The organism is Paenibacillus validus NBRC 15382, from assembly GCF_004000985.1.
GTDB lineage: Bacteria > Bacillota > Bacilli > Paenibacillales > NBRC-103111 > Paenibacillus_G > Paenibacillus_G validus.
Map to the genome: position 1 here is coordinate 65,906 of NZ_BIMH01000018.1, position 20,947 is coordinate 86,852.

General features: G+C 49.5%; 23 protein-coding genes, 2 pseudogenes and 1 riboswitch. Of the genes and pseudogenes, 4 read left to right on the plus strand and 21 right to left on the minus strand.

Going from position 1 to position 20,947, the window contains the following annotated elements; all coding sequences use genetic code 11:
- The first annotated feature begins 188 nt into the window (after positions 1-188).
- Positions 189-326, plus strand: a riboswitch (cyclic di-AMP (ydaO/yuaA leader).
- 4 nt (positions 327-330) lie between these two features.
- On the plus strand, positions 331-957 hold the full coding sequence (locus PVA01S_RS13940) for a CAP domain-containing protein (protein ID WP_054796967.1): 627 nt from the start codon (positions 331-333) through the stop codon (positions 955-957).
- Positions 958-1,173: 216 nt separating this feature from the next.
- Here the strand turns inward: PVA01S_RS13940 and PVA01S_RS13945 are convergent, their stop codons facing one another.
- The 14 genes from PVA01S_RS13945 to PVA01S_RS14010 all read right to left on the minus strand — a co-directional run bounded on the left by PVA01S_RS13945 (position 1,174) and on the right by PVA01S_RS14010 (position 12,456).
- A complete protein-coding gene (locus tag PVA01S_RS13945; protein WP_127608118.1) occupies positions 1,174-2,634 on the minus strand; it encodes an aldehyde dehydrogenase family protein in 1,461 nt (486 codons plus the stop codon).
- A gap of 62 nt (positions 2,635-2,696) precedes the next feature.
- On the minus strand, positions 2,697-3,197 hold the full coding sequence (locus PVA01S_RS13950; RefSeq protein ID WP_054799956.1) for a 3-phenylpropionate/cinnamic acid dioxygenase subunit beta: 501 nt from the start codon (positions 3,195-3,197) through the stop codon (positions 2,697-2,699).
- Complete coding sequence (locus PVA01S_RS13955) at positions 3,197-4,549, minus strand: aromatic ring-hydroxylating oxygenase subunit alpha (protein WP_127608119.1); 1,353 nt, start codon at positions 4,547-4,549, stop codon at positions 3,197-3,199. The genes PVA01S_RS13950 and PVA01S_RS13955 overlap by 1 nt, the downstream gene beginning before the upstream one ends.
- Positions 4,550-4,860: 311 nt before the next feature.
- Positions 4,861-5,637, minus strand: a complete 777-nt coding sequence (locus PVA01S_RS13960) for an IclR family transcriptional regulator (protein ID WP_054799954.1) — start codon at positions 5,635-5,637, stop codon at positions 4,861-4,863.
- A gap of 207 nt (positions 5,638-5,844) precedes the next feature.
- A complete protein-coding gene (locus tag PVA01S_RS13965; RefSeq protein WP_054796965.1) occupies positions 5,845-6,144 on the minus strand; it encodes a spore coat protein in 300 nt (99 codons plus the stop codon).
- 11 nt (positions 6,145-6,155) lie between these two features.
- The gene (locus PVA01S_RS13970) at positions 6,156-6,356 is read right to left on the minus strand and encodes a hypothetical protein (RefSeq protein ID WP_054796964.1); all 201 of its coding nucleotides are present in this window, start codon (positions 6,354-6,356) and stop codon (positions 6,156-6,158) included.
- Positions 6,357-6,413: 57 nt separating this feature from the next.
- The gene (locus tag PVA01S_RS13975; protein ID WP_127608120.1) at positions 6,414-7,550 is read right to left on the minus strand and encodes a zinc-dependent alcohol dehydrogenase; all 1,137 of its coding nucleotides are present in this window, start codon (positions 7,548-7,550) and stop codon (positions 6,414-6,416) included.
- A 20-nt stretch (positions 7,551-7,570) separates the two neighbouring features.
- Positions 7,571-7,930 (minus strand): spore coat protein, encoded by a 360-nt coding sequence (locus PVA01S_RS13980; protein ID WP_054796963.1) that lies wholly within the window; start codon positions 7,928-7,930, stop codon positions 7,571-7,573.
- A 17-nt stretch (positions 7,931-7,947) separates the two neighbouring features.
- The gene (locus tag PVA01S_RS13985) at positions 7,948-8,154 is read right to left on the minus strand and encodes a spore coat protein (protein WP_127608121.1); all 207 of its coding nucleotides are present in this window, start codon (positions 8,152-8,154) and stop codon (positions 7,948-7,950) included.
- Between the two features lie 176 nt (positions 8,155-8,330).
- Entirely contained in the window at positions 8,331-8,843 is a 513-nt protein-coding gene (locus PVA01S_RS13990) for an acyl-CoA thioesterase (protein ID WP_054799966.1), read from the minus strand.
- 111 nt (positions 8,844-8,954) lie between these two features.
- On the minus strand, positions 8,955-9,956 hold the full coding sequence (locus PVA01S_RS13995) for a globin-coupled sensor protein (RefSeq protein WP_127608122.1): 1,002 nt from the start codon (positions 9,954-9,956) through the stop codon (positions 8,955-8,957).
- 154 nt (positions 9,957-10,110) lie between these two features.
- Positions 10,111-11,763 carry a b(o/a)3-type cytochrome-c oxidase subunit 1 gene (locus PVA01S_RS14000; RefSeq protein WP_127608123.1) on the minus strand — a complete coding sequence of 551 codons (1,653 nt, stop codon included), beginning with the start codon at positions 11,761-11,763 and terminating at the stop codon, positions 10,111-10,113.
- A gap of 26 nt (positions 11,764-11,789) precedes the next feature.
- Positions 11,790-12,260, minus strand: coding sequence for a cytochrome c oxidase subunit II (locus PVA01S_RS14005; RefSeq protein ID WP_054796962.1), 471 nt, complete (start codon positions 12,258-12,260; stop codon positions 11,790-11,792).
- A gap of 25 nt (positions 12,261-12,285) precedes the next feature.
- Positions 12,286-12,456: a cytochrome c oxidase subunit 2A gene (locus PVA01S_RS14010; RefSeq protein ID WP_127608124.1), complete on the minus strand. Its 171-nt coding sequence runs from the start codon at positions 12,454-12,456 to the stop codon at positions 12,286-12,288.
- A gap of 106 nt (positions 12,457-12,562) precedes the next feature.
- Between PVA01S_RS14010 and PVA01S_RS14015 the strand changes: the two are divergent.
- Positions 12,563-12,850: pseudogene (locus tag PVA01S_RS14015) on the plus strand (ATP-binding protein); the annotation flags it as partial.
- 88 nt (positions 12,851-12,938) lie between these two features.
- Here the strand turns inward: PVA01S_RS14015 and PVA01S_RS14020 are convergent.
- The 3 genes and pseudogenes from PVA01S_RS14020 to PVA01S_RS14030 form a co-directional block, all read right to left on the minus strand.
- A pseudogene (locus tag PVA01S_RS14020) lies at positions 12,939-13,088 on the minus strand (Dabb family protein); the annotation flags it as partial.
- Positions 13,089-13,127: 39 nt separating this feature from the next.
- On the minus strand, positions 13,128-13,883 hold the full coding sequence (locus tag PVA01S_RS14025; RefSeq protein WP_127608145.1) for a response regulator: 756 nt from the start codon (positions 13,881-13,883) through the stop codon (positions 13,128-13,130).
- Complete coding sequence (locus PVA01S_RS14030; protein ID WP_127608126.1) at positions 13,876-15,477, minus strand: ATP-binding protein; 1,602 nt, start codon at positions 15,475-15,477, stop codon at positions 13,876-13,878. Before PVA01S_RS14030 ends, PVA01S_RS14025 begins: the two co-directional genes overlap by 8 nt.
- 85 nt (positions 15,478-15,562) lie before the next feature.
- On the opposite strand from PVA01S_RS14030, the gene PVA01S_RS14035 reads away from it, so the two are divergent.
- Both PVA01S_RS14035 and PVA01S_RS14040 read left to right on the plus strand, forming a co-directional pair.
- On the plus strand, positions 15,563-16,591 hold the full coding sequence (locus PVA01S_RS14035; protein WP_127608127.1) for a DctP family TRAP transporter solute-binding subunit: 1,029 nt from the start codon (positions 15,563-15,565) through the stop codon (positions 16,589-16,591).
- Between the two features lie 114 nt (positions 16,592-16,705).
- A complete protein-coding gene (locus tag PVA01S_RS14040) occupies positions 16,706-18,001 on the plus strand; it encodes a dicarboxylate/amino acid:cation symporter (protein ID WP_127608128.1) in 1,296 nt (431 codons plus the stop codon).
- 102 nt (positions 18,002-18,103) lie between these two features.
- On the opposite strand, the gene PVA01S_RS14045 is transcribed toward PVA01S_RS14040, so the two are convergent.
- The 4 genes from PVA01S_RS14045 to PVA01S_RS14060 form a co-directional block, all read right to left on the minus strand.
- Positions 18,104-19,315 carry an MFS transporter gene (locus tag PVA01S_RS14045; RefSeq protein WP_127608129.1) on the minus strand — a complete coding sequence of 404 codons (1,212 nt, stop codon included), beginning with the start codon at positions 19,313-19,315 and terminating at the stop codon, positions 18,104-18,106.
- Positions 19,316-19,597: 282 nt separating this feature from the next.
- Entirely contained in the window at positions 19,598-19,825 is a 228-nt protein-coding gene (locus PVA01S_RS27015; RefSeq protein ID WP_218029640.1) for a DsrE family protein, read from the minus strand.
- A gap of 234 nt (positions 19,826-20,059) precedes the next feature.
- Positions 20,060-20,653 (minus strand): Crp/Fnr family transcriptional regulator, encoded by a 594-nt coding sequence (locus PVA01S_RS14055; protein ID WP_307720685.1) that lies wholly within the window; start codon positions 20,651-20,653, stop codon positions 20,060-20,062.
- Positions 20,653-20,946 (minus strand): hypothetical protein, encoded by a 294-nt coding sequence (locus tag PVA01S_RS14060; RefSeq protein WP_127608130.1) that lies wholly within the window; start codon positions 20,944-20,946, stop codon positions 20,653-20,655. The genes PVA01S_RS14055 and PVA01S_RS14060 overlap by 1 nt, the downstream gene beginning before the upstream one ends.
- Position 20,947 lies beyond the last annotated feature (1 nt).

Below are 20,947 nucleotides of genomic sequence, written 5' to 3' on the forward strand. Positions count from 1 at the left end.
TTCAAACCTTTTATAGTATTTCGCTATGCTTTCAAGCTTTGTAGAAACGGGAAGTTCTGCGTGTTGTCCGCTTTTCTCTTCAGCTTTCTTGGAGATGGAAACAATTGTGGGGTGAACCTGATAGAGAAGCTATGATAGAATGGAACGGCCTCGGAAGAGACGCTGGCAGCAGCCGATCTTACTGAGCAATCGAATCAAGGCCGAAGCTTTCCTTAAGGAAGCGCGGGGGAACCTCTTTACTTGGGGTGAAGCCATATTCATGGCAGGGTGATTACTCTTTGACCCGAATCCGTCAGCTAACCTCGTAGGCCATAAAAAGGAGAGATAGTTGTGAAGCACTTCAAGAAAACCGCTATGACTGGCGTGATTGCTTTAAGCATGATCGTTGGGGCAGGGGCTGCTTCAGCCGCTACGTACACGGTTAAAGGCCAGGATACGATGTGGACGATTTCCAAGCAGTATGGAATACCGCTCAGCACCCTGATCAGGCAAAATCCTCAGGTGGCTAACCCGAATATTATCTGGCCGGGCATGGTATTGAACGTTCCTGGCGCTGCGAAAGGAACAACAACGCCGACCTCGGCTCAATCCTCTTATGCCGATCAAGTCGTTGCCTTGGTCAATCAGGAACGTGCGAAAGCCGGTCTGAAGCCATTAGTTTATGACAAAGCTTTGTCGGCCATGGCGCTGGATAAAGCAAAAGACATGAACAATAACAAGTACTTTAGCCATACTTCACCAACTTATGGTTCCCCATTTGATATGATGAAATCGTACGGCATCCGGTATACGTATGCCGGCGAGAATATAGCTATGGGACAGAAAAGTCCGCAAGAAGTCATGAAGGCCTGGATGAACAGCTCCGGTCATCGTAAAAATATTTTGAGTCCAAACTTCACGAAAATTGGCGTTGGCTATTATAATAATTATTGGGTGCAAGAATTTATTGCTAACTAATAAGCAATCAGACAAACACGTTACAGGCAGCGGCCGTTTCCCGATCACCTTCGGGATCGGCCGCTGTTCTCCTACTATGAAGCATTCCCTCATGCCTCGGGACTCATTCGTTCATAAAAATGACGCTCAAAATAATAAAAAAAGGCATCCGGAGTAAGTTCATCTGGAACAAACCCCGGATACCTTTATTTATGTTAGCGATGGAAAGGAATGAAATTAGAACGGGAAATGACGATAGGTATTTTGGATTGAAACCCATTTGGTGATGGTAAACTCCTCGACAATCCACGGATTCCCGAATCTGCCGAGCCCGCTTGCCTTATTTCCTCCGAACGGAATATTAGGGCTGTCGTTCACCGTCTGGTCGTTAATATGCGTCATACCGCTATCGATTTGCAGGGCAAGCTCTTCTCCTTTGGCCAGATCGGACGTAAAGATCGCCGAGCTTAAACCATAGGCCGTATCGCTTGCCAGTCTAATCGCTTCTTCGTCCGTTTCCGCTTTAATCATGGTAGCGATCGGTGCGAACAGCTCGGATTGCGCAAGATTACTGGAATTATCGACTTCCGTAAATACATAGGGAGTCAGAACATTGCCCTCACGTTTTCCTTCCAATGCGATCTTCACGCCGTCACGTTTGGCTTCCTCAATCACTTGAAGCGCTTTCTGAAGCTGACGCTCATTGACTAGAGGACCGATAACGGTCTTCGGATCGCTCGGATCGCCGTAAGGAAGAGCTTTGGCGCGTTCCACAAACTTCTGGACGAACTCATCGTACTTATCCTTATGGATAATCATTCGATTAATAATCATACAAATTTGGCCCTGATGAATGAATTTCCCGAAGACCGCGGCGTCCACAGCCCGGTCTACATCCGCATCCGATAAAACGACGAACGGGCTGTTCCCTCCAAGCTCAAGGGCAACACGCTTTAGGTTCCGGCCCGCAATCTCGCCAATGTGTCTTCCAACCGCCGTCGAACCGGTGAAACTGATCATTTGGGCATGCGGATTCGTAAGCATTTCGTCTCCGATTTCGGTCAGGTCGGTCAAAATCACTTGCAGCACGCCGTCAGGAAGACCTGCATGCTCGAACGCTTTCGCGATAATGGACCCGCCCGTCAAGCCAACCTGAATATCAGGCTTATGCACGACGCTGTTCCCCAAGGCAATAGCCGGCGCAATGGTGCGCATAGATAAGTTCATAGGGAAGTTAAACGGAGATATGGAGGAAATCACGCCCAAAGGAAGACGGTGAATATGATTGACCTTGCCTTCGATACCGGACGGAACTTCCCTAACCTTATAAATTTCATCGGCAAGACGAATCGCTTCTTCCATCACTTCTATAGCCAGATGCAGTTCCACGTTGGCTTTTAGAACGGTGCCGCCCGTTTCCCGGCTAATCACGGCAGTAATCGACTCCCGATTCGCTTGTAAATATTCGATGGCCTTATGAATGACTTCTTTTCTTTGTTCCGCGGAAGATTTCGCCCATTCCTTCTGGGCTTGCTTCGCACCTTCAAATGCTTCTTGCAGCTGTTTGACCGACGCTAAACGTACAGATGTCACAACGGAATTATCGTAAGGATTCAAAATATCGTAGGTCCGTTCACTAGAGCCTTCCGTCCACTGGCCATTGATATAGCTTTGGTTCAAATCCTCGTAACGTGTCATATTTTCGTCGCTCCCTTATATGGTTATTATTCCAAACAGCTGTAAGCGTTTTTATAATTGTTTTACAAAAACATACTAAGATTCATAACTCCTAAAACAGCCTGATCCGGATAAATGGTTCGCGACGCAAGCTTCCATTCTCCATTCTCTTTGCGTATCACATCTTCCCGTTCTCCGAACATCTTCTCGGTTTCAATATCCGAGCCCCGGCTCCGGTGGAATAAAAAGTAGCTTCGAACCTTGTATTCGTCGGGCTGAAGACCGGGATCGACCGTGATGTTACTAATAAAATGCCGCTGCCGCGGCGCCGGATTTTCAACCCAAGCCGAAGTCGTATACAACCTGTTCACCCTGGTGGTCAGCGACTTCTTCGTTTCTTCCAAATGCGTCATCTCATCGACGATATTGGAGCCGCCCCGTTCTTCGGTCGTCACACGGACGGGCATCCGGTAAATGAGGTCATCGGCCAGCAATTCTAACCATTCTTTATATTTCCGATGATCCAGCAAATAGGCTTCGTCTTGGAGAAATCTGCTAATTTCGTAGTGCAATTGCGGGTTCATTAGCAACCCTCCTCAGAATCATTTATATCTTTCGTAATGAGTTCCAGCCAATACTCGTGCATGCTTCTGGATATGGCGTCAATGTAGCAGGTCGGATAAGCGACGCCGGGTCCCGGGAAGGACGGATCAGGGTCCACATGACCGAATCCCATGAGATAATTGCTGACATTGTTGTAGCTCAGTTCTTTATCTCTGACCATCAATCCCTTACTGGCTTGAACGACGCGGGCCCATATCTCGGTGTCGTCCTGCTCCAAAGTACCGGAAGTGCCGAAGGAACCGATATAGCCTTTATACGCTTCCTGCTTGTAATCTTCCGGCGCGGCCTTATCGATCATAAACCAGCACCAAACTTCCACTTTATCGGGTCCCAGCGGCCTCCAAACCCGGAAATTCAAGTAGTTGTGCAAATGTCCTTCCGTTCCGTGAATAGGGCTGACGAAGGAAAGATTCGGGTAGACGCCCCCTACAAAGACGGTCGTTCTGGATAAGATGTCCGCTTGCTCGGGGGTCAAGTTTCGCTCGAACATCGGCCACATCGATTCAGGCGTTGACTGATAGCGATGGATGGATCGGCCTGTAGCGGACGTGATCACGTTAATGCCGTGCCCGTGCTCCATAACGACTTGATGGCCATATCCTGCATATAAAGGATCTTTGGGACTGATTCCCATCTCCACCGTTGAGCGGTGCGCCGTCTGCACGTGATACGGATCGGCAGAGAAATTTTCGCTTGTGCTCTTCCAGTTGGCTTGGGCTACCCAGCGTTGCGGAACTCCCCGGACTTCCATGCCGCCGTCGCTTCTGCCGAGCAGCATGTCGAAGTACCATTTCATATCGCCTAAATATTCTTCCAGTGAGATGGCGTCAGGATCCAGGTTTCCGAAAATCATGCCTTGATACATGGCTACCTTAGGAATCGGACGAAGGCCCCACTCGCTTTTGTCCATCTCTTCTCCGTACACCTTGTCTCCGGCTACAATTCCGATCAATTCGCCATCCGTGTTATAGCTCCATCCATGATAAGCACATGTAAACGTTTTCTTTTTCCCGAAATCGGCTGTACATAAATGTGTTCCCCGATGTGTACAGGAGTTGAGAAAAGCCTTGATCTCCCCTGCGCTGTTTTTGACGAGCAATACAGGATCGTTAACCATCCACCGCGTTACATAACTGCCCGGCTCTTTGAATTCCGATTCATGCGCCAAAAACTGCCACGTACGCCCGAATACCTTTTGAAGTTCCAACTGGTAAACTTCCGGATCCGTTAAGACCCACTGCGGCAGCAAACCTTCCGACATTTTTTGCTTTAAAACCTCGAGCGTTTTTTTGTCTAACGTATTTCTTGTCATCTGAACCTCTACCTCCTTGCCCGAATTTAAAAAAGCGTTTTCAAACCTAATAGTAAGCGGTTCCACTATTGTGAAACATGATACTAGACGAGGAATGAAGGACATCTCCATTATGAATTCCGTATAGCTGATCATGGACGAGAATACGATATCCTCTACTCTGATCCATCTAGTGAATTGGCGAATCATCAAGTGATCTGATATTTCAAATATATCCAATTTCATTGCACATGTCAATTTAAAAATCTCTTTTCGTTTGTTCAATATTCATTCCGAAAAACAAAAAATCACCCCTCCCGGAGTGATCGATTTTATTTAATGATGTAGCCCATCCGCAGCGATATTTTCAGGGCGGTCTCTTTCGTCAGATGGATTAATCGTTCTCTTGCTTCCCCTTCCATCTTGAAGCTGGATCCGGAAACGCCGATGGCCGCTATCGCTTTTTCTTTGCTATCAAATACAGGAACAGCGATGGCCGTAAAACCGCTGAAAGTTTCCCCCGCATCCACAAAGAAGCCTTCTTTCCGAATGTCCTCCAGACGCTGGATAAAACGTGCATGATCCGTCATGGTATCCGGCGTAAAAGCTTCGAGCGGGTAACGGCGGAGAAGATCGCGTACAAATTCCGGCTCCATATAAGCCAGCAGGACGATTCCGAGGGCTCCGTTATGGAGGATACGCCTTCGGCCTATAAAGTTTCGGGGCTGGAAGCCCTCGTCGCTGTCAAACCTCATGAGATACTGGAGCGTTTCACCCTGGGGAACCGCCAGCACCGCAGAATGACCGGTTAGTTCCTGTAAATCCTGCAGGTAATGTGCAGCTTCCCGGTGGATATCCAGATGCTCTAGAACAATCCCCCCGTATTCCAGCGATTTATAGCCGAGACGATACGTGTTCTCTTTCGGATCATAATGAATAAGTCCATTTCGTTCCAGCGTCCACAGCAGCCGATAGACCGTCGCTTTGGCCAATTTTGTTTTTCTAATAATTTCTTCGATGGATTGATCCGGCCGCTCAAAGCTGAAGCAATTTAAAATTTGGATGGCACGCTCCACCGCTCTAACTGGTTCCACATTCAATTCCCGCATCGTCAAAACTCCGGTTCATCAAATTAGATTGCATCCTGTATGTGCCGATTATGTAAGTTATTGTGAAGGTTTCGGCATTCCATTCGCATTATACCACACTTTTAGCAGCGATGTGCTAATCATCTATGTTTTTGCATAAGAGATTGATAGATTTGCAAGTGACGTCAAACACCCACCGTTAAGCTTATCGGTGGGTGTTTGTTCGTCCTATTGGGATACAAGATTTAAAGCCGTCTGAATATTCGTCATATCGAGCTGAAGCTGCTCCTTCACTTCATATGGATGATACAAGCCATTCTGCACCATATAATTGGAAATTTGTTCGTGAGTAAGAATCGCTTCCTCCAGCTGTCTGCGTAAGACATCCTTAATTTCAGGAGTCGCGGTTTCTGTAAGAGCCAAGGCATACGTGATGACGCTGTTTTTGGCCGCTATAAGAAAATCCGTCGCAATGACTTGATCGGTCATCGTATTCATTCCCGTTAAATGCTCAAGAATCGTGTTCATTAACTCGCCTCCTACCTGATCGCTTGGGATAACAGATCGTTTAACTCCTGAATCTGTCTGGTTGATGACTGGACGTCTTGCTGCAAGATATCGTTCAACGCCGGATCTGATACCAACCTCTGCATCGTTACGGACTTCGTCAAGCAGACGGTTTTGAATGAGGCAATTTCATGAAGCTCCAGCGTTTCATGTAACCCGAACCTATTATTCATCTTTTCACAGCCTCCTATGCTTGGTCGTGCAGCGGACTTCCCCAGGTTTCAAACCGCTTAAGGTTTCAGAACGACTTTAATGCAGCCATCCGTTCTGGTGTCGAAAACTTCATAACCGTGCTTCGCTTGCTCCAGCGGCAGCACATGGGTAATGACATCGGCGGGATCGACCTTACCTTCAGCGATCAAGTTATACAGATAAGGCATATAGTGGATAACCGGCGCTTGCCCTGTTCGGATGTTCACGTTGCGCTGGAAAATATCGCCCAGCGGGAAGCCATTGTACCTCGCCCCGTACACCCCTGTGATTTGAATCGTTCCGCCTTTTCGTACAGCTTGAGAAGCGATTACAATTGCACCCATTGCACCGCCATGAAGCTTTAAACCCGATGCAAGAAACTCCATGGGGCTCATCTTTCCGCTCATGCCGACACAGTCGATGACAACGTCCGCCCCGCCCTGGGTTATTTCCTTCAGATGATTTCCGATGTTTTCTTCCTGTTCGAAATTGACCGTTTCCACTTTATTCGTCCGCTTGGCGTGCTCCAGCCGGTAATCGACGTAATCGACGGCAATTACCCTCTTCGCCCCTTTCAGCCAAGCGAACTTTTGTGCAAGCAATCCGACCGGGCCGCAGCCAAGGACGATCACGGTATCCCCGTCTTTCACCCCGGCATTGTCTATGCTCCAATAAGCCGTCGACATGGCGTCGGCCAACAACACCAATTTCTCATCCTCCACCTCCGAGCCTTCCGGAACCTTGAAGGACGTGAAGTTGGCGTAAGGGACCCTCAAATACTGCGCTTGCCCTCCGGGATACCCGCCCGTCGTTCCGGAATACCCGAAGTAGGCTCCCATATCTCCGTTTTTATTGGAGTTATCGCACTGACTTTCCAGCTGGTGCTTGCAGTAAAAGCATTCGCCGCAGGCGATATTGAACGGGATGATAACCCGGTCGCCTTTTTTGAGTTTGGTTACTCCCGGACCCGTTTCCTCAACAATCCCCATCGGCTCATGACCGATCACATAATCCGTAGGCAAATTGGGGATCATGCCGTGAATCAGGTGCAAATCCGATCCGCATATGGCTGTCGTTGTCAGCCTGACGATCATATCGTCTGCTTTTTCGATTTTGGGGTCTTGAACCTCTTTGACTTCGACATTTTTAATGCCTTGAAAGGTGACGGCTTTCATGTGATTGTTGTTCCTCCCTATTATTTGTCTGGTGTCGCGAATAAGCCGAGTCGAGAGGTATCTTCGGGAAAGAGCTTCATTTGGGCGATTTGAACCGTGGTCTGGGCGGCTTTCAGATCGATCGGGAATTGTTCGTTGACATCGTACGGATGCAGCCAGCCATTATGTATCATCAGCCGGCTGATTTCGTCATGCAGCGCAAGAGCTTCGTTCAATTGATTCTTCAATACGGTTCTGACTTCGGGGGTTATGGCTTCCGTTAATGCAATGGCGCAGTTTCTTACCCCGTTTTTGGCGGAGAGCAAGAAGTCAAGCGCAAACAGCGAATCGGCTTGATCGGGCATCCCCTCGGCGTTTCGGGGATCTAAATAATCTTCCATAATCGAGGCACCTCCAATTATTGAATCGGGAATTTGGCATACAGGCCTTGAAGCTGTTGAATAGCTTTAATCGATTGATCTACATCTTTTTGCATCAATGCTTTGAGGTCTTTATTGAACACCAATCCCTGCATCATTTTCGATTTCGTCATGCAAATCGTTTTAAAATTGAGCATCTCATGAATTTCCATCGATTCATGCGGCGCCAAGCCGTGTTGAGACATGTTCATCACCTCCTGTTCAACAGAGCTATTTTATCCTCAGAAATAAGGCTTATACAGTGACGTAACATATATTGTCCCGGCCATTTTTTAGGTATAAAAAAAAAAAAACAAAAACCGCTTGTCGTCCATACGACACGCGGTCTAGATTCGGTATTCGGCAGTCCTGAAGCCGTCCTTTATTCCCAAGGATAGTTCGTGATCAAATAATCGGCGAACTTCTTGCTCTCTTCCCTTCGAATTTTGCGCATTTCCGCCCGGTGGGCCGCCGTCTCGAACAATTTCTTTTCTTCCTCAGTCTCAGGGACGATCTGGGGAACTTGAACGGGCTTATTGTTTTCGTCCAGCCCGACAAATGTTATGAAGGACGTGGCGGCTATATTTCGTTCTCCGGTGCGCAAATCCTCCGTAATGACTTTAACGAATATTTCCATCGAGGTCCGGCCTGTCCATGTAACAAAAGACTCTAACGCCACGCTGTCCGTTGGCCGGATCGGAAACAAGAAATCCACCGAATCCATCGAGGCCGTAACTGCAGTAACCCGGCACAGCTTGGAGGCCGATATGGAAGCAATATCATCGATTTGAGACATTAATTTGCCGCCGAACATCGTATTATGATTGTTTACATCGGGCGGAAATACTCTGGAAATTTTGAAGCATCTTGTTTCCCTTACATATTTTTGTTCCAATCCCAACACGTCACTTTCTTCAATATGATGAACAGTCTCCCCAACTTCAGGTCCGTTATGCTTGTTTACAATTTCCAGTATATAGGTTACGCCCCGATGTGCCAAGCTTGCTTAAGGATTCAATTGATCCAGCTCCGCCGTTACTTTTTCAATCATTTGAACGAACGATGACAGCTCTTCGGAGCTGGCGGCCTGCGTTTGTGCCTGATGGGTCGTCTGCTCCGACTCCAATTTGACTTCTTGCAGCAAGCGCAGTATGATGTCAAGCTTGGCATGGATTTGTACAAGGGCTTCTTTGGATTTCGCGGCGAGCTTACGGATTTCATTGGCGACGACTTCAAAGCCGCGACCCAGCTCGCCGGCGCGGGCGGCTTCAATGGCCGCGTTAAGCCCAAGCAGCTGCGTCTGGGAGGATATCTCTTCCATAAGCGAGCCCATATGATGAATATATTCAATTTCCTGAGTCAGCTCATACACGGTGTCCAGTGACTTTTCCTGCGATTCCGCGGTACGGATGGCCGTTTCCGCCACCGATTGAGTACTCCCGCTTAGTTCAACCATCATCGAGGCCAGATCTTGCACGGCAGCGTTTATTCCTACCAGGAGATGTCCGCGTTCTTCGGCAAGCTTTTCCACTTTTTGCTTCTCTCCGGCCTCATAAGCTTCAAGCACCAGCTGCGAATCAAAATTAAACATCTTGGTAACGGCTTGAATAACCGGCAGCCATTCGTCCGGAAGCACATGCTGGAAATGGGCTGTGGCGAGATCCAAATAAAGCATGTAGGTTCCCAGATACCACTGTGTCGTTAACCCGATGCTGGAGTGCACCCCGCCGATAAAAAGTCTCCTGTTGATAAAAGACTCGTCGATCTTCCCCTCCGTCAGAGAGAGAAAATACCATCTCTGCGTCTCTTTAAGCCGATCGATTGTGCTATGGGCTTCAATAATTCGCCTAAGTTCGGGCTGACGCATAATGCGTTCATAGAGCTCGTCCACCAGTACGTTTACGACTTTTGAAAATTCCGCTTTTTTATTTTGCAGAAGCAATAAATCATCGGCCGTTATGCCGATGTAGTCCAGCTGCTCTTTGCGTCGACCCGATAAACCTTCCATGCACTCATCCCCCAAGTCAGCATTCATCTAATTCATATTCATTAGCATAAAATATTAATTGCTTAAAAAGTGTGACGTATATCACACGCCTGCGGCCATGAAAAAAGCCGCTTCCCTGAGCGGCTTCATCCCTGCATATTTTAATGAGAACCTATTACCACGTCACATAACCCGGTGATTGCGTACTCGCATGACCGAACATATCCATCACGGGAATCGTATAAGCGAATAAAATGAGCACAACCGTTAGAGCAATCCACACTTTCCAGCGCTCTAAATACCGCGGAGTCGCTTCTTCCGGTTCCGCCGCCTCGCCGATCGGATACTCTGTGTATCCATTGGGAGCGCGCAGCAGAGCCACAACATTATATATCATCAACGCCAGCGCGATGAACAGGATGATTCCTCCGATCGCCATCGCCGCATAGTAGGGCATCCACAGCACCGCATCCGGATGGTCCCCATACGTCGTATAGGCCGTTCGCCTTGGCGAACCCAACAGACCTACGGTGTGCATCGCGCCCGACATGAATAACATGCCGACGCACCAGATTACCGTCTGAATTATTCCCAGCCTGTTGATCCGCGGTGTCAGCAGCCGGTTGGTGACGGCCGGGATAAGCCAGTACGTAATGCCGAAGAACGTCAGCGCTACGCTGGTCGCCACCGTCAAATGAAAGTGTCCCGTCACCCACAGCGTATTGTGCACGACCACATTCATCTGATTGCTTGCATTCACAATGCCGCCCGCCCCTGCCGGAATAAAGACCAGCATGCCCATGAAGGGCGCAAAGAAGCGAACATCTTTCCAGGGAAGCAGCTTCACCCAGCCGAACAAACCGCGGGCACCCTTAGCTCTGCCGGCCGACTCAAAGGAAGCGAACAGGGAGAAAGCGGTCATGAGCGACGGTACGACGACCATGAACGTGAGGACGACCTGGATGAATTTCCACAGCGGGCTGATGCCCGGCTCCGTCAATTGATGGTGAAAACCGACCGGAATGGAGAACAGCAGAAGCAGGATGAACGACATTCTCGCCAAGGCGTCGCTGAATATTTTGCCGCCGATGATTTTGGGAATGATCACATACCAGCAAATATAAGCGGGCAGCAGCCAAAAATAAACGAGCGGATGACCGAAATACCAGAACAAGGTGCGGCTGAGCATGACATTGATTTTTTCCGTCCAGCCGAACGACCAGGGGATCAGCTGAACGAGAACCTCGACCGCCACGCCGATCGTCGCAATTTGCCAGAGCAGCATGGTGCAGACCGCCATAAATCCGAACAGCGGCGATAGCTTGCCGCGATGCGTTTTTTTCCAATACATGTAATGATAGAAAATGCCGAAGCCGCTGAGCCAGCTGCCTACCACCACCAAAGCTAAACCGATGTAAAAGTACGGAGAAGCTTTAAGCGGCGCGTAAAACGTATATAACACGCTTGCTTTATTCAACAAAATCATGACTACGTCGATCAGTGTGCCGAGCGACATGAGGACAAACCCCGCCCAGCCAAGCCGGTGCGTTAGGGGGAGCAGCTCGCCGCCCATCGTCTTGGAAACTCCCGAATACAGGAAGCCGATAATAAAATAAGTGGTAAAGACAAGCGCCATCAGCACGCCGTGGGCGGTGAGAAGCTGATAATAGCCGATGCCTCCAGGCAGCGTATACATCCCTCCGCGCACGACGCTTTGCAGCAAACCGGCAATGCCTCCAAGCAGCAGCGCCACGAAAGCAAACACAATATGGGCGACAACAAGCGCCCCGTCTCTACGGTTGAATGATTGCGATTGATTTGAATTCATGGCATTCCCTTCCCTTTTGAAATCGCTTATTTCACGACAATTACGGTATTCATATATTCATGACCGGTGCCGCAATATTCATTGCACAGGATGAGATACTCGCCCGGCTTCGTAAATTTGTGGGAAATTTGACTGACCTCCCCCGGAATCACCATCATGTTCACGTTGGTCCCCGGGATTTCAAAGCCGTGGATCACGTCCGGGCTGGTAATCGTAAAATGAACCGTAGACCCGGCTGGCACTTCCATTTTGTTCGGGGAATATCCGAATGCGTAAGCAATCATCACAGCCTCGTATTCGCCATCCGCAACCTGCTTGATGCCCGGCGCATCGAACGGGGCGGTTTCCTGTACCCGGGTCGGATCAATCATATGACGGTGCGGGCTGGGTGGCTGAGCGCCCATGGCAAAAGCGGATATGCCCAAAATACCGAGAAATACAAACAGCATGGCTAACCCGAATGTGAGCCAGATTTTCTCCAAACGATGAATGTGCATCGGCTTTCCTTCTTTCTTTATTTCGTTATTGTCGAACGATGAACAGGATGAAAACCGCCAGCCACATCAACACCACAAATGCACCCAGCGCCATGACGCTGACAAACGTGCCCTTGAATTCCGTTTCTTGGTTAGGCTGTTCCGGTATGGACCTAGACTCCGTTCGCTCCTTGATTTGCTGCAAGTCGGCGCTCACTTTAACCCCTCCCTCATTTGAAGCGCGGTTTGACGTTTCTCATGTTTCTATTGTATCGATCGCATAACGATCCATCTGTGATTTTTTGCACAAGCGGGCTGCCGCTGCCGTCGAGGCATGTTCCGAAGTGTCGAACGGACAAGTCATCCTGACTCTCCATGCGGAAGAACATTACGCCAAGCTTTCGATCAAAGACAATGGGATCGGGATGAGCGAGGATCAAATGAAGCGGCTTGGCACGATTTATTTCTCAACAAAATCAAGCGGAACCGGGCTGGGACTTACCTTTTCCTACCAGGTGATTCATGCCATAGGCGGCTTAGTAAGCGTGTCCAGCAAGACGCAAGGAGGTACAAAGTTTACCATCTCACTCCCCTTGTACGGCCCCAAATAAGAAAAAGCTCCTGACCGACAGGGGCATGGAGCGGGAACAACAAAAGGCCAGACTCAAAGTCTCGCCCGGGGGATCCATCGTGAAGCCGCTAGATTTCAATATCAATCACAATGCCATCAAGTCTTCCTACGCTCCGAATAAAGGCCGAGCAGGCATGATGCTCCGTATTGGCTTTATACGCGTCAAGAGCCGCCCGATCCTCGAAACCAACTTTCAGCACAACCGGGTACCCTTGATTTCGGTCTGAACTGCCATTAAATTCATCCTACCAAGACAATTACTTGGGGTTGTTGGGATCGCGCTGCAATTCGTATCGATTGACGGGACGGCCTAAGCCGCCATAATGCACCTCAAGACGCACGATCCCGCGTTTCTCCAGAAATTCCAAATACCGTCTGGCGGTTACCCGGGAGATGCCTACTCCTGCCGCGGTTTCCTCCGCAGACAGTCGGCCGCCCTGAAGCTTCATCACGCTGAGCACCTGCTTAAGCGTCGCAGCATTAAGCCCTTTAGGCAGATCGTCGGACGGGACTTGCACATCATCAACCGGAGCTTCCTTCGTCCCCGCTTCATTCGCGGTTTCACCGCTGATCAGAAGGTCATCCAACTGATCCTGCGTTACCGATTCCCCCGGTCTAAGCGCCATTTGCTGTGCACGGTATCGTTCCAGCGTTTGCCGAACCCGCTCCATCTTGAAAGGTTTAATGATATAATCGAACGCGCCATTGCGCATCATCGTACGCACCGTCTCCGTATCCTTCGCAGCCGTCACGACGATCACATCGACAGGCAGCATGCTGGAACGGAGGCGCTGCAGGGTGGCGATCCCGTCAAGCGACGGCATGAAGATGTCAAGAAAGACTAGATCCGGCTTAAGCTGCTCGATCAGCTTAAGACCTTCCAGACCGTTGGCTGCCGTACCTACAACCTGGAACCCGTCCACCTGCTCTACAAACTGGCGGTTCACTTCCTGCACCATAGGATCGTCTTCAATCAGCAGCACCCGAAAATGCGGTTTCTCTGTGTTACTCATCACGGACACTTGCCCCACCTTTCATCGGAAAAATAATTTCCATCGATGTGCCCAAACCGACCGCCGATTCACATGTTAACTTGCCGTTCCCTTTCGTTACAATATCGTTCAACAAATACAGGCCCATACCGCGGTTCTCCCCCTCCTTGGTGGAAAAACCGCGTTCCAGCATGCGGTCCATCGTTTCTTTCGACATGCCGCATCCGTTGTCCTCGACAGCTATGGACAGCAGTTCATCATTTTGCTCGATGCTGATGTACACTTCTTTATGTTCAGCGTCCAAAGCGACAAGCGCATCGAAGGCATTTTCGATCAGGTTGCCGAGCAGCAGTACGAAATCATGACGGTCCAGCAATTTTGGAAAGCGCTCCAGCCTGCTGTTCGGATCGATCCTGATCTCGATGCCCAGCTCCTTGCCGCGGCTGATTTTGCCCAGCAGCAGTCCAGCCACGCCGTCATCGTCGAAGTGCTGCTGCAGAAACCGGGTGATCTCCTCCTGCTGCTCGGCGATTTCGAACAAGTAGTTGAGCGCCTCCTCCTGCTTGCCGAGCTGAATCAGTCCCGCCGCCGTGTGTATTTTGTTCATATACTCATGATTTTGCGCGCGCAGAGCATGAACAAACTCACGGACGCCTGTCAGTTCTTCGGCCATCCTCGTCACTTCGGTCCGATCCTGAAAGATTCCGATGGCCCCGACCGTATGACCCTGCTCGCGGATCGGAATCTGGTTGCTCCACAGGATGGCCGCTCCGAATTTCAGCTCTCTGCCCAGTTCCGGCTGACCCGAATCGAGCACCTCCATCAGCCGCGTTTCCGGAATGACATCGCCGATCGGCCTGCCGGTCACATCGTCGCTTATACCGAAAATTTGTTTGGCGCGCTCATTGAAAATCGTGATGGCTCCGCCGCGGTCGATGGCAATAACCCCCTCGTGCATCGCCTGGAACGCCGCCGTACGTTCCCGAAACATACTGGCGATTTCCTGCGGCTCCAGATTGAACATCTGCCGCTTGATATGGCGGGCCAGCAGTACAGAGCCTAAAATACCGAACAGCAGCGACAGCAGCGAGGTAACGACGACCGAACGCTTCTCTTCGCCGATCAGCTCATCCACGCCCGGCAGCAAACCTCCCGCTACAACAACCCCTACCTGCTCGTGCGCGGCATTCATGACCGGCACGAACGCTCGAAGACCGACGCCCGCTTCGCTTCGCACTTTGGAGACATAGGTGTGCTCGGCGAATGCGGGATCGTCCTCTTCTGCGGCGAATATTCCGCCGATGCGACTCGATAACGGATGGGACAGCCGCTTCCGGTTCATGTCAACGACGCTTATATAGGCCACATTATTCAATATCCGGATCTTGTCCGCTACTGGCGCAATATGGATCGCAGCATCGGGACGGCCAATGCTGTCCACGACGTTCGGCAGGTTAGCGACCGTTTGAGCCGTAATCGTCAGTCGGTGTTTCAGTTCATCCTCCTTGAGCCGGGTGAGGCTTCCGATCAGAACGATTCCGCCGATCAGAAGGGAGAATAGGACCAGCCCGAACGAGAGCAGCATGATTTTCCAATAGATGCGAAGCCGATGCAAGAGTTCCCCGTCCTTTCGCACGGTTTATTTTTCTATTTCATTGTGAAATAATAGGGCTGAAATAGCAACCAGGAGGTGAGCCCCCATAAAAACTGTTGCGGGAATCAGCATTTTTCTTGTGCTTGGCTTGCTTGCCGCCTATCTGATCGGGTTTCAACCCGATATCGGAGGCGAGCTGCCGTACGATGACGAGCACACCGGTCTTAAAGACCGAATCGTGATCAAATTCAGCCATGTCGTCGCCGAGAATACGCCCAAAGGGCTCGCCGCGGCGCATTTTGCCGAGCTTGTCAAAGAGAAGTCGCAAGACCGGGTCGAAGTTCAGGTGTTCCCGAACGGGATGCTGTATGCGGAAGACAACGAAATCACCGCCCTTCAGCATGACGACGTTCAAATGATCGCTCCGTCGTTCTCCAATATGAACGTGATTGATCCCGCATGGCTGGTGATGGATCTGCCGTTCGCTTTTCGGAATCAACAGGAAGTGGAGCGCGCCCTGCAAGGGGTACTGGGCGAAAGGCTGCTCGCGACGCTGGAGCCACACGGCATGAAAGGAGCGGCCTTCTGGCATAACGGCTTCCGGCAAGTCACCAACAACGTCCGCCAGCTGCGGACGCCTGAAGACTTTCAGGGCTTGAAATTCCGAATTCAGCCCAGCCCGGTGTTAAAGCGGCAGTTTGAAGCGCTGGGCGCATCGACGATCAGCACCCCTTTTAATGAAATCTACCGCAGTCTGAAGAACGGCAAGGTTGATGGACAGGAGAACACCATTTCCAATATTCTCAGCAAGCGGCTGTACCAGGTTCAACGCTTTATTACCATCAGCAACCACAGTTATCTTGGCTATATCGTCACCTTCAACAAACGGTTCTGGGAGGATCTCCCTCCCGATGTACAGCAGCTTCTTAAGGAAGCGTTAGCGGAAACCTCGGATTGGAATAACCGTGAAGCCTTGTCACACGAGAACCGGCTGCAAATGCTGGCTCAAAATCAGTCGATCGAGATGACGACCCTTTCAGATGCGGATAAAGCGCTTTGGAGACAGCGATTCGAGCCCTTGTACCAAGAGTTCGCCGACATCATCGGGAGCGATTTGATGAAAGAAATTCCATGACCAAAACGAACTAAACAAACAATATGACCGTATTCTTGTTTTGATCCGTCTTCTTTTATACACTTGGGACACGAAATAAAACGTTTTCAGAAAATGAAAGTGAGGCTGTGTCCCATGAAGTTTCGGATCAATTTGAAGAACTTGACCGTTCAAGTCGTCATTGCCATCATACTCGGTATTCTCCTTGGACATTTCTTCCCCGCTACGGGCGAAAAATTGAAAGTCCTCGGCGATGTCTTTATCAAAATGATTAAAATGGTTATTGCCCCCATTGTATTTTTCACCGTTGTGCACGGGATCGCAAACATGGGGGATATGAAGAAAGTCGGTCGCATCGGCGGGAAAGCGCTTTTATATTTCGAAATCGTAACGACGATCGCGCTTGGGATCGGTCTTGTCGTCGTCAACCTGATCAAACCGGGGGCCGGGATCGATGCATCCAAGGCAACCGGCGACATCTCCAAGTATGCCAAAGCGGCGGAAGCCAATCACGGCATTGTCGACTTTCTTGTTGGCGTCGTACCTGATAATGTCGTCGCCGCCATGGCCGGCGGGGATCTGCTGCCGATCCTGTTCTTTGCGATCCTGTTCGGTCTGTCTATGACGGCTATGGGCGAGAAAGCCCAGCCGATCATTCAATTGTTCGATAAGCTTTCGCAAGCCTTCTTCGGTGTCGTGAACATGGTCATGAAGGTGTCCCCGATTGCCGCCTTCGGCGCCATGTCGTACACGATCGGCAAGTTCGGGATTGGATCTCTTACGTCTCTTGGAAAGCTGATGGGTTCGGTTTATATCACGATGGCCTTGTTCATTATCGTCGTTCTCGGCTTGATCGCCAGAGCATACGGCTTCAGCATTTTCAAATTTATCGCCTTCATTAAAGAAGAAATCATGCTGGTGCTCGGCACCTCTTCTTCCGAGTCGGCGCTGCCGCGCATGATGGATAAGCTCGAGAAATACGGCTGTTCCAAATCGGTAGTCGGACTTGTCGTTCCAACCGGCTACTCGTTCAATCTGGATGGCACCGCCATCTACCTGTCTATGGCAGCCATGTTTGTCGCCCAGGCTTCCGGTGTGGAGATGACCATCTGGCAGCAGCTTACGCTGCTTGGCATCCTGATGGTGACCTCTAAAGGCGCTGCAGGCGTTACGGGTTCGGGATTCATCACGCTGGCTGCCACCTTGGCCGCCTTTCCTTCCATCCCTCTGGCGGGTATGGCATTGCTCCTCGGCGTCGACCGTTTCATGTCGGAAGCGCGCGCCATTACGAATCTGATCGGCAACGGCGTAGCAACCGTCATCGTCGCCAAATCGGAAAACGAATTCCACCCGGGCGGACATCCCGAATCGGCCGAACAAGCGGCGGAAGGAACAAATTCCATCAAGAACAGTGTAGCCAAACCGGTCTAAGCCTTATACAAAATTTTTACGCCAAAGGAGCTAACCATAGGATTAGCTCCTTTGGCGTAATCAGTGAATAAAGCAGCTTATCCGCGGCTGCCGGAATCGGAGCTACCCCAATTCGGCTTTTGGCTGCCTTGCGGCAGCCCTATGGCTGCGAGACACGACTACGCTCAAAGTACCGGCAATAAGCAGTAATAATCCGGTATAACCGACCAGCCCCGACCACCCGAATCGACTCCATACCAATCCGCCTATCGGACTCATCATACTGGAGCCTGCATAATAAAACAGCAGGTATATCGACGAGGCCTGAGCCTTCTGATCTGGCGCGGCCAGCTTTCCGACCCAGCCGCTCGCTACAGAATGGGCGCCGAAAAATCCAAAGGTGAATAGGGAAACCCCTATGATTTTAAGCAACAGCGGCATGCTTATCGTCACACACGCCCCGGTCAGCATGAGGGCAATGGCTATCGCGATCACCTTGGAATGAGGCATGCGGTCGGTAAGCTTGCCCATCCAGGCCGAGCTTAACGTACCCATCAAATAGACAACAAATATGGAGCTTACTAACGTCTGGCTTAATTCATAAGGAGGAGCCAGCAAGGGAAAGCTGATAAAGTTAAACAGGGAAACAAAAGCACCCATCAGCAGGAAACTGATCGCGTACAGAGCGAGCAGCCTTCGATCCTTCAGCAGCCGGAATACATGGATGCTCCGCCGTGACTTCACGTTCGAGGTTTGGTATTTGGACTCGGGCAACAGAATCCAGAATAAACCTCCGAACGTCAAGCTGATGACCCCAAGCATCCCGATCGCAACATGCCAAGTGAAATAATCGGACAAAGCCCCGACAACCAAACGGCCCGCCATGCCGCCTACACTCGTCCCGCTTATATAAATACCGATGACGGTCCCCAAGCGGCTTGAATGAAATTCCTCACTGATATAGGCCATTGCTATGGATGGAAAGCCAGCCAATACGATACCTTGCAGAGCACGAATCACCAGCAGCGGCTCGAGCCGATGGCACAAAGCCGCCCCGACCGAAAGCAGCCCTGACAGCAGCAAAGCGAAGGTCATCGTTCTTTTCCGCTTCAGCCGGTCGGAGAAAAGGGAGACGATAAACAGAAAAAATGCGAGAAATCCGGTGCTAACCGACAGCGTCAAGCTCGCGGTGGCCGGCGATACCCCAAATTCCTTCGTCAGCACCGGAATCAGGGGTTGTGTGCTGTAGAGCTCCGCAAATGTGACAAAACTGCCTAAAAAGAGCGCGATTATGGCGCTTGCATATTGCCTGCTTCCCGGTTGTATATATTCCATGAATCTTGCAGCCTTTCTGTGCAGCCGGATAGGTTTGATAGAGATACCTATATTAAAATACCATATTTGGTGACCGAACAAAAACGAACAAAAAAACAAAAGATCGCAAGCACTGAAAACTTCGGGCTTCAGGCTTGGCGATCTTTTTGTAATTTTTTACAGAGTCATGATTTGATAATCATCAGCAATGAACTGCGCAACACTTAGATGTCCGTCCCGTTCCCCTATTGTGGTCAAACCCGACGCTCGCACTTCATCTTTGACACCGAATGCATGAGCACATTATTCGCACACCCCTGCGATGAGGCCAAGGTTTTTAACAGCTTTGTACAGCGGGTTGAAGTCACTGGCAGGATCCTCAAACTTTTTAACCCATACCGTACCGGCACCATCAAAAAATACCTTCACCTCATGCCCCGCTTCATGCAATTCCTTTGCGTATAAAAGCGAGTGCAGCGCCCGTCCCAATTCAGCTTCTGAAGCATGTACAATAATCGCGATTTTTTTCATCGGTAGTTCCTCCCTTATTATATGTTTGATTGCTCCAATTTTTTCATCCATAGCAAGTTCCGGTTCGTTATCTATATTCAACGATGGGCAGTTGAACCAGCTCCCATGATACTCGACTCCTTTCTGTAAGATGAGACCATCTTACCCCAATCATCCGCTTCCTTCTGTAATGTATCTTACAAAAGATAAGTAATGGACTCCCCGAATTCTCAGAACTTCGGATCATCCATTTTCTTATTCCTTACAGCCGAATTCAAGACACGCTTTAACCTTCCTTTGGTGGATTGAAATGGTTTTCCTTCCGGTTCGAATCATTCCTTCTTTCATAAGTTCATTTAATATAACAGTGACCGCCTCTCGCGTCGCACCGATCATATTGGCAACTTCTTGATGAGTTAAGGCCAAGTCTATTTTTACCAGTCCTTCATCCTCAACTCCAAACTTCTCCGAAAGCTTGAGCAGCAAATGGAGAATTCGTTCTCTCACATCTCCAAGAGCCAGCTTTTCCAACATCTCATCTCTATCCCTAAGCATGCTGCTTAATTCCGTTAAGAATCTCATGGCTAACTGGGGCCTCTTCGCTAAGAAATTCTCAAAATGCTCCTTTAGAACGGAACAAATCAACGTTTCTTCCATGGTTTCAATATAGATTCCCTTTGTGCCGAACGAGAACGTGTCGATCTCTCCAAACATGTTTCCCTTACCCAGGATTCCAACGGTGAACTGCTTTCCTTCAGCATTGATTTTATATAAACGAAGCTTTCCCTCTTTGATAAACGCTCTTTTCGTAAATATTGTTGCTAAAAGATAAGGTTTTAAAAACTTAATTAATGATTTGAATAAATATCAATATAGTTTGCGTCATTCCAAGGGAAATCCCTAATTAACACAATTTCGAATCTATTTTCATTTAAGAGTTGTTTTGCTTCGAAAGTAAAGTTGTACCCTAAAGCAATTTTTTTATTAGTTGTATCCCCAAATTTCTTTAAGGCTTTTTTTACATCTTTTGAAAGAACAACATCTCTATTGTTCTTTAAAAAGAGGATTGCATTATATAGTTTTTCTTTATCCTTCGGTTCGGGTAAAAGCTTGCTGTATTGCGGGGGAGCTAGTTTTTTCAAC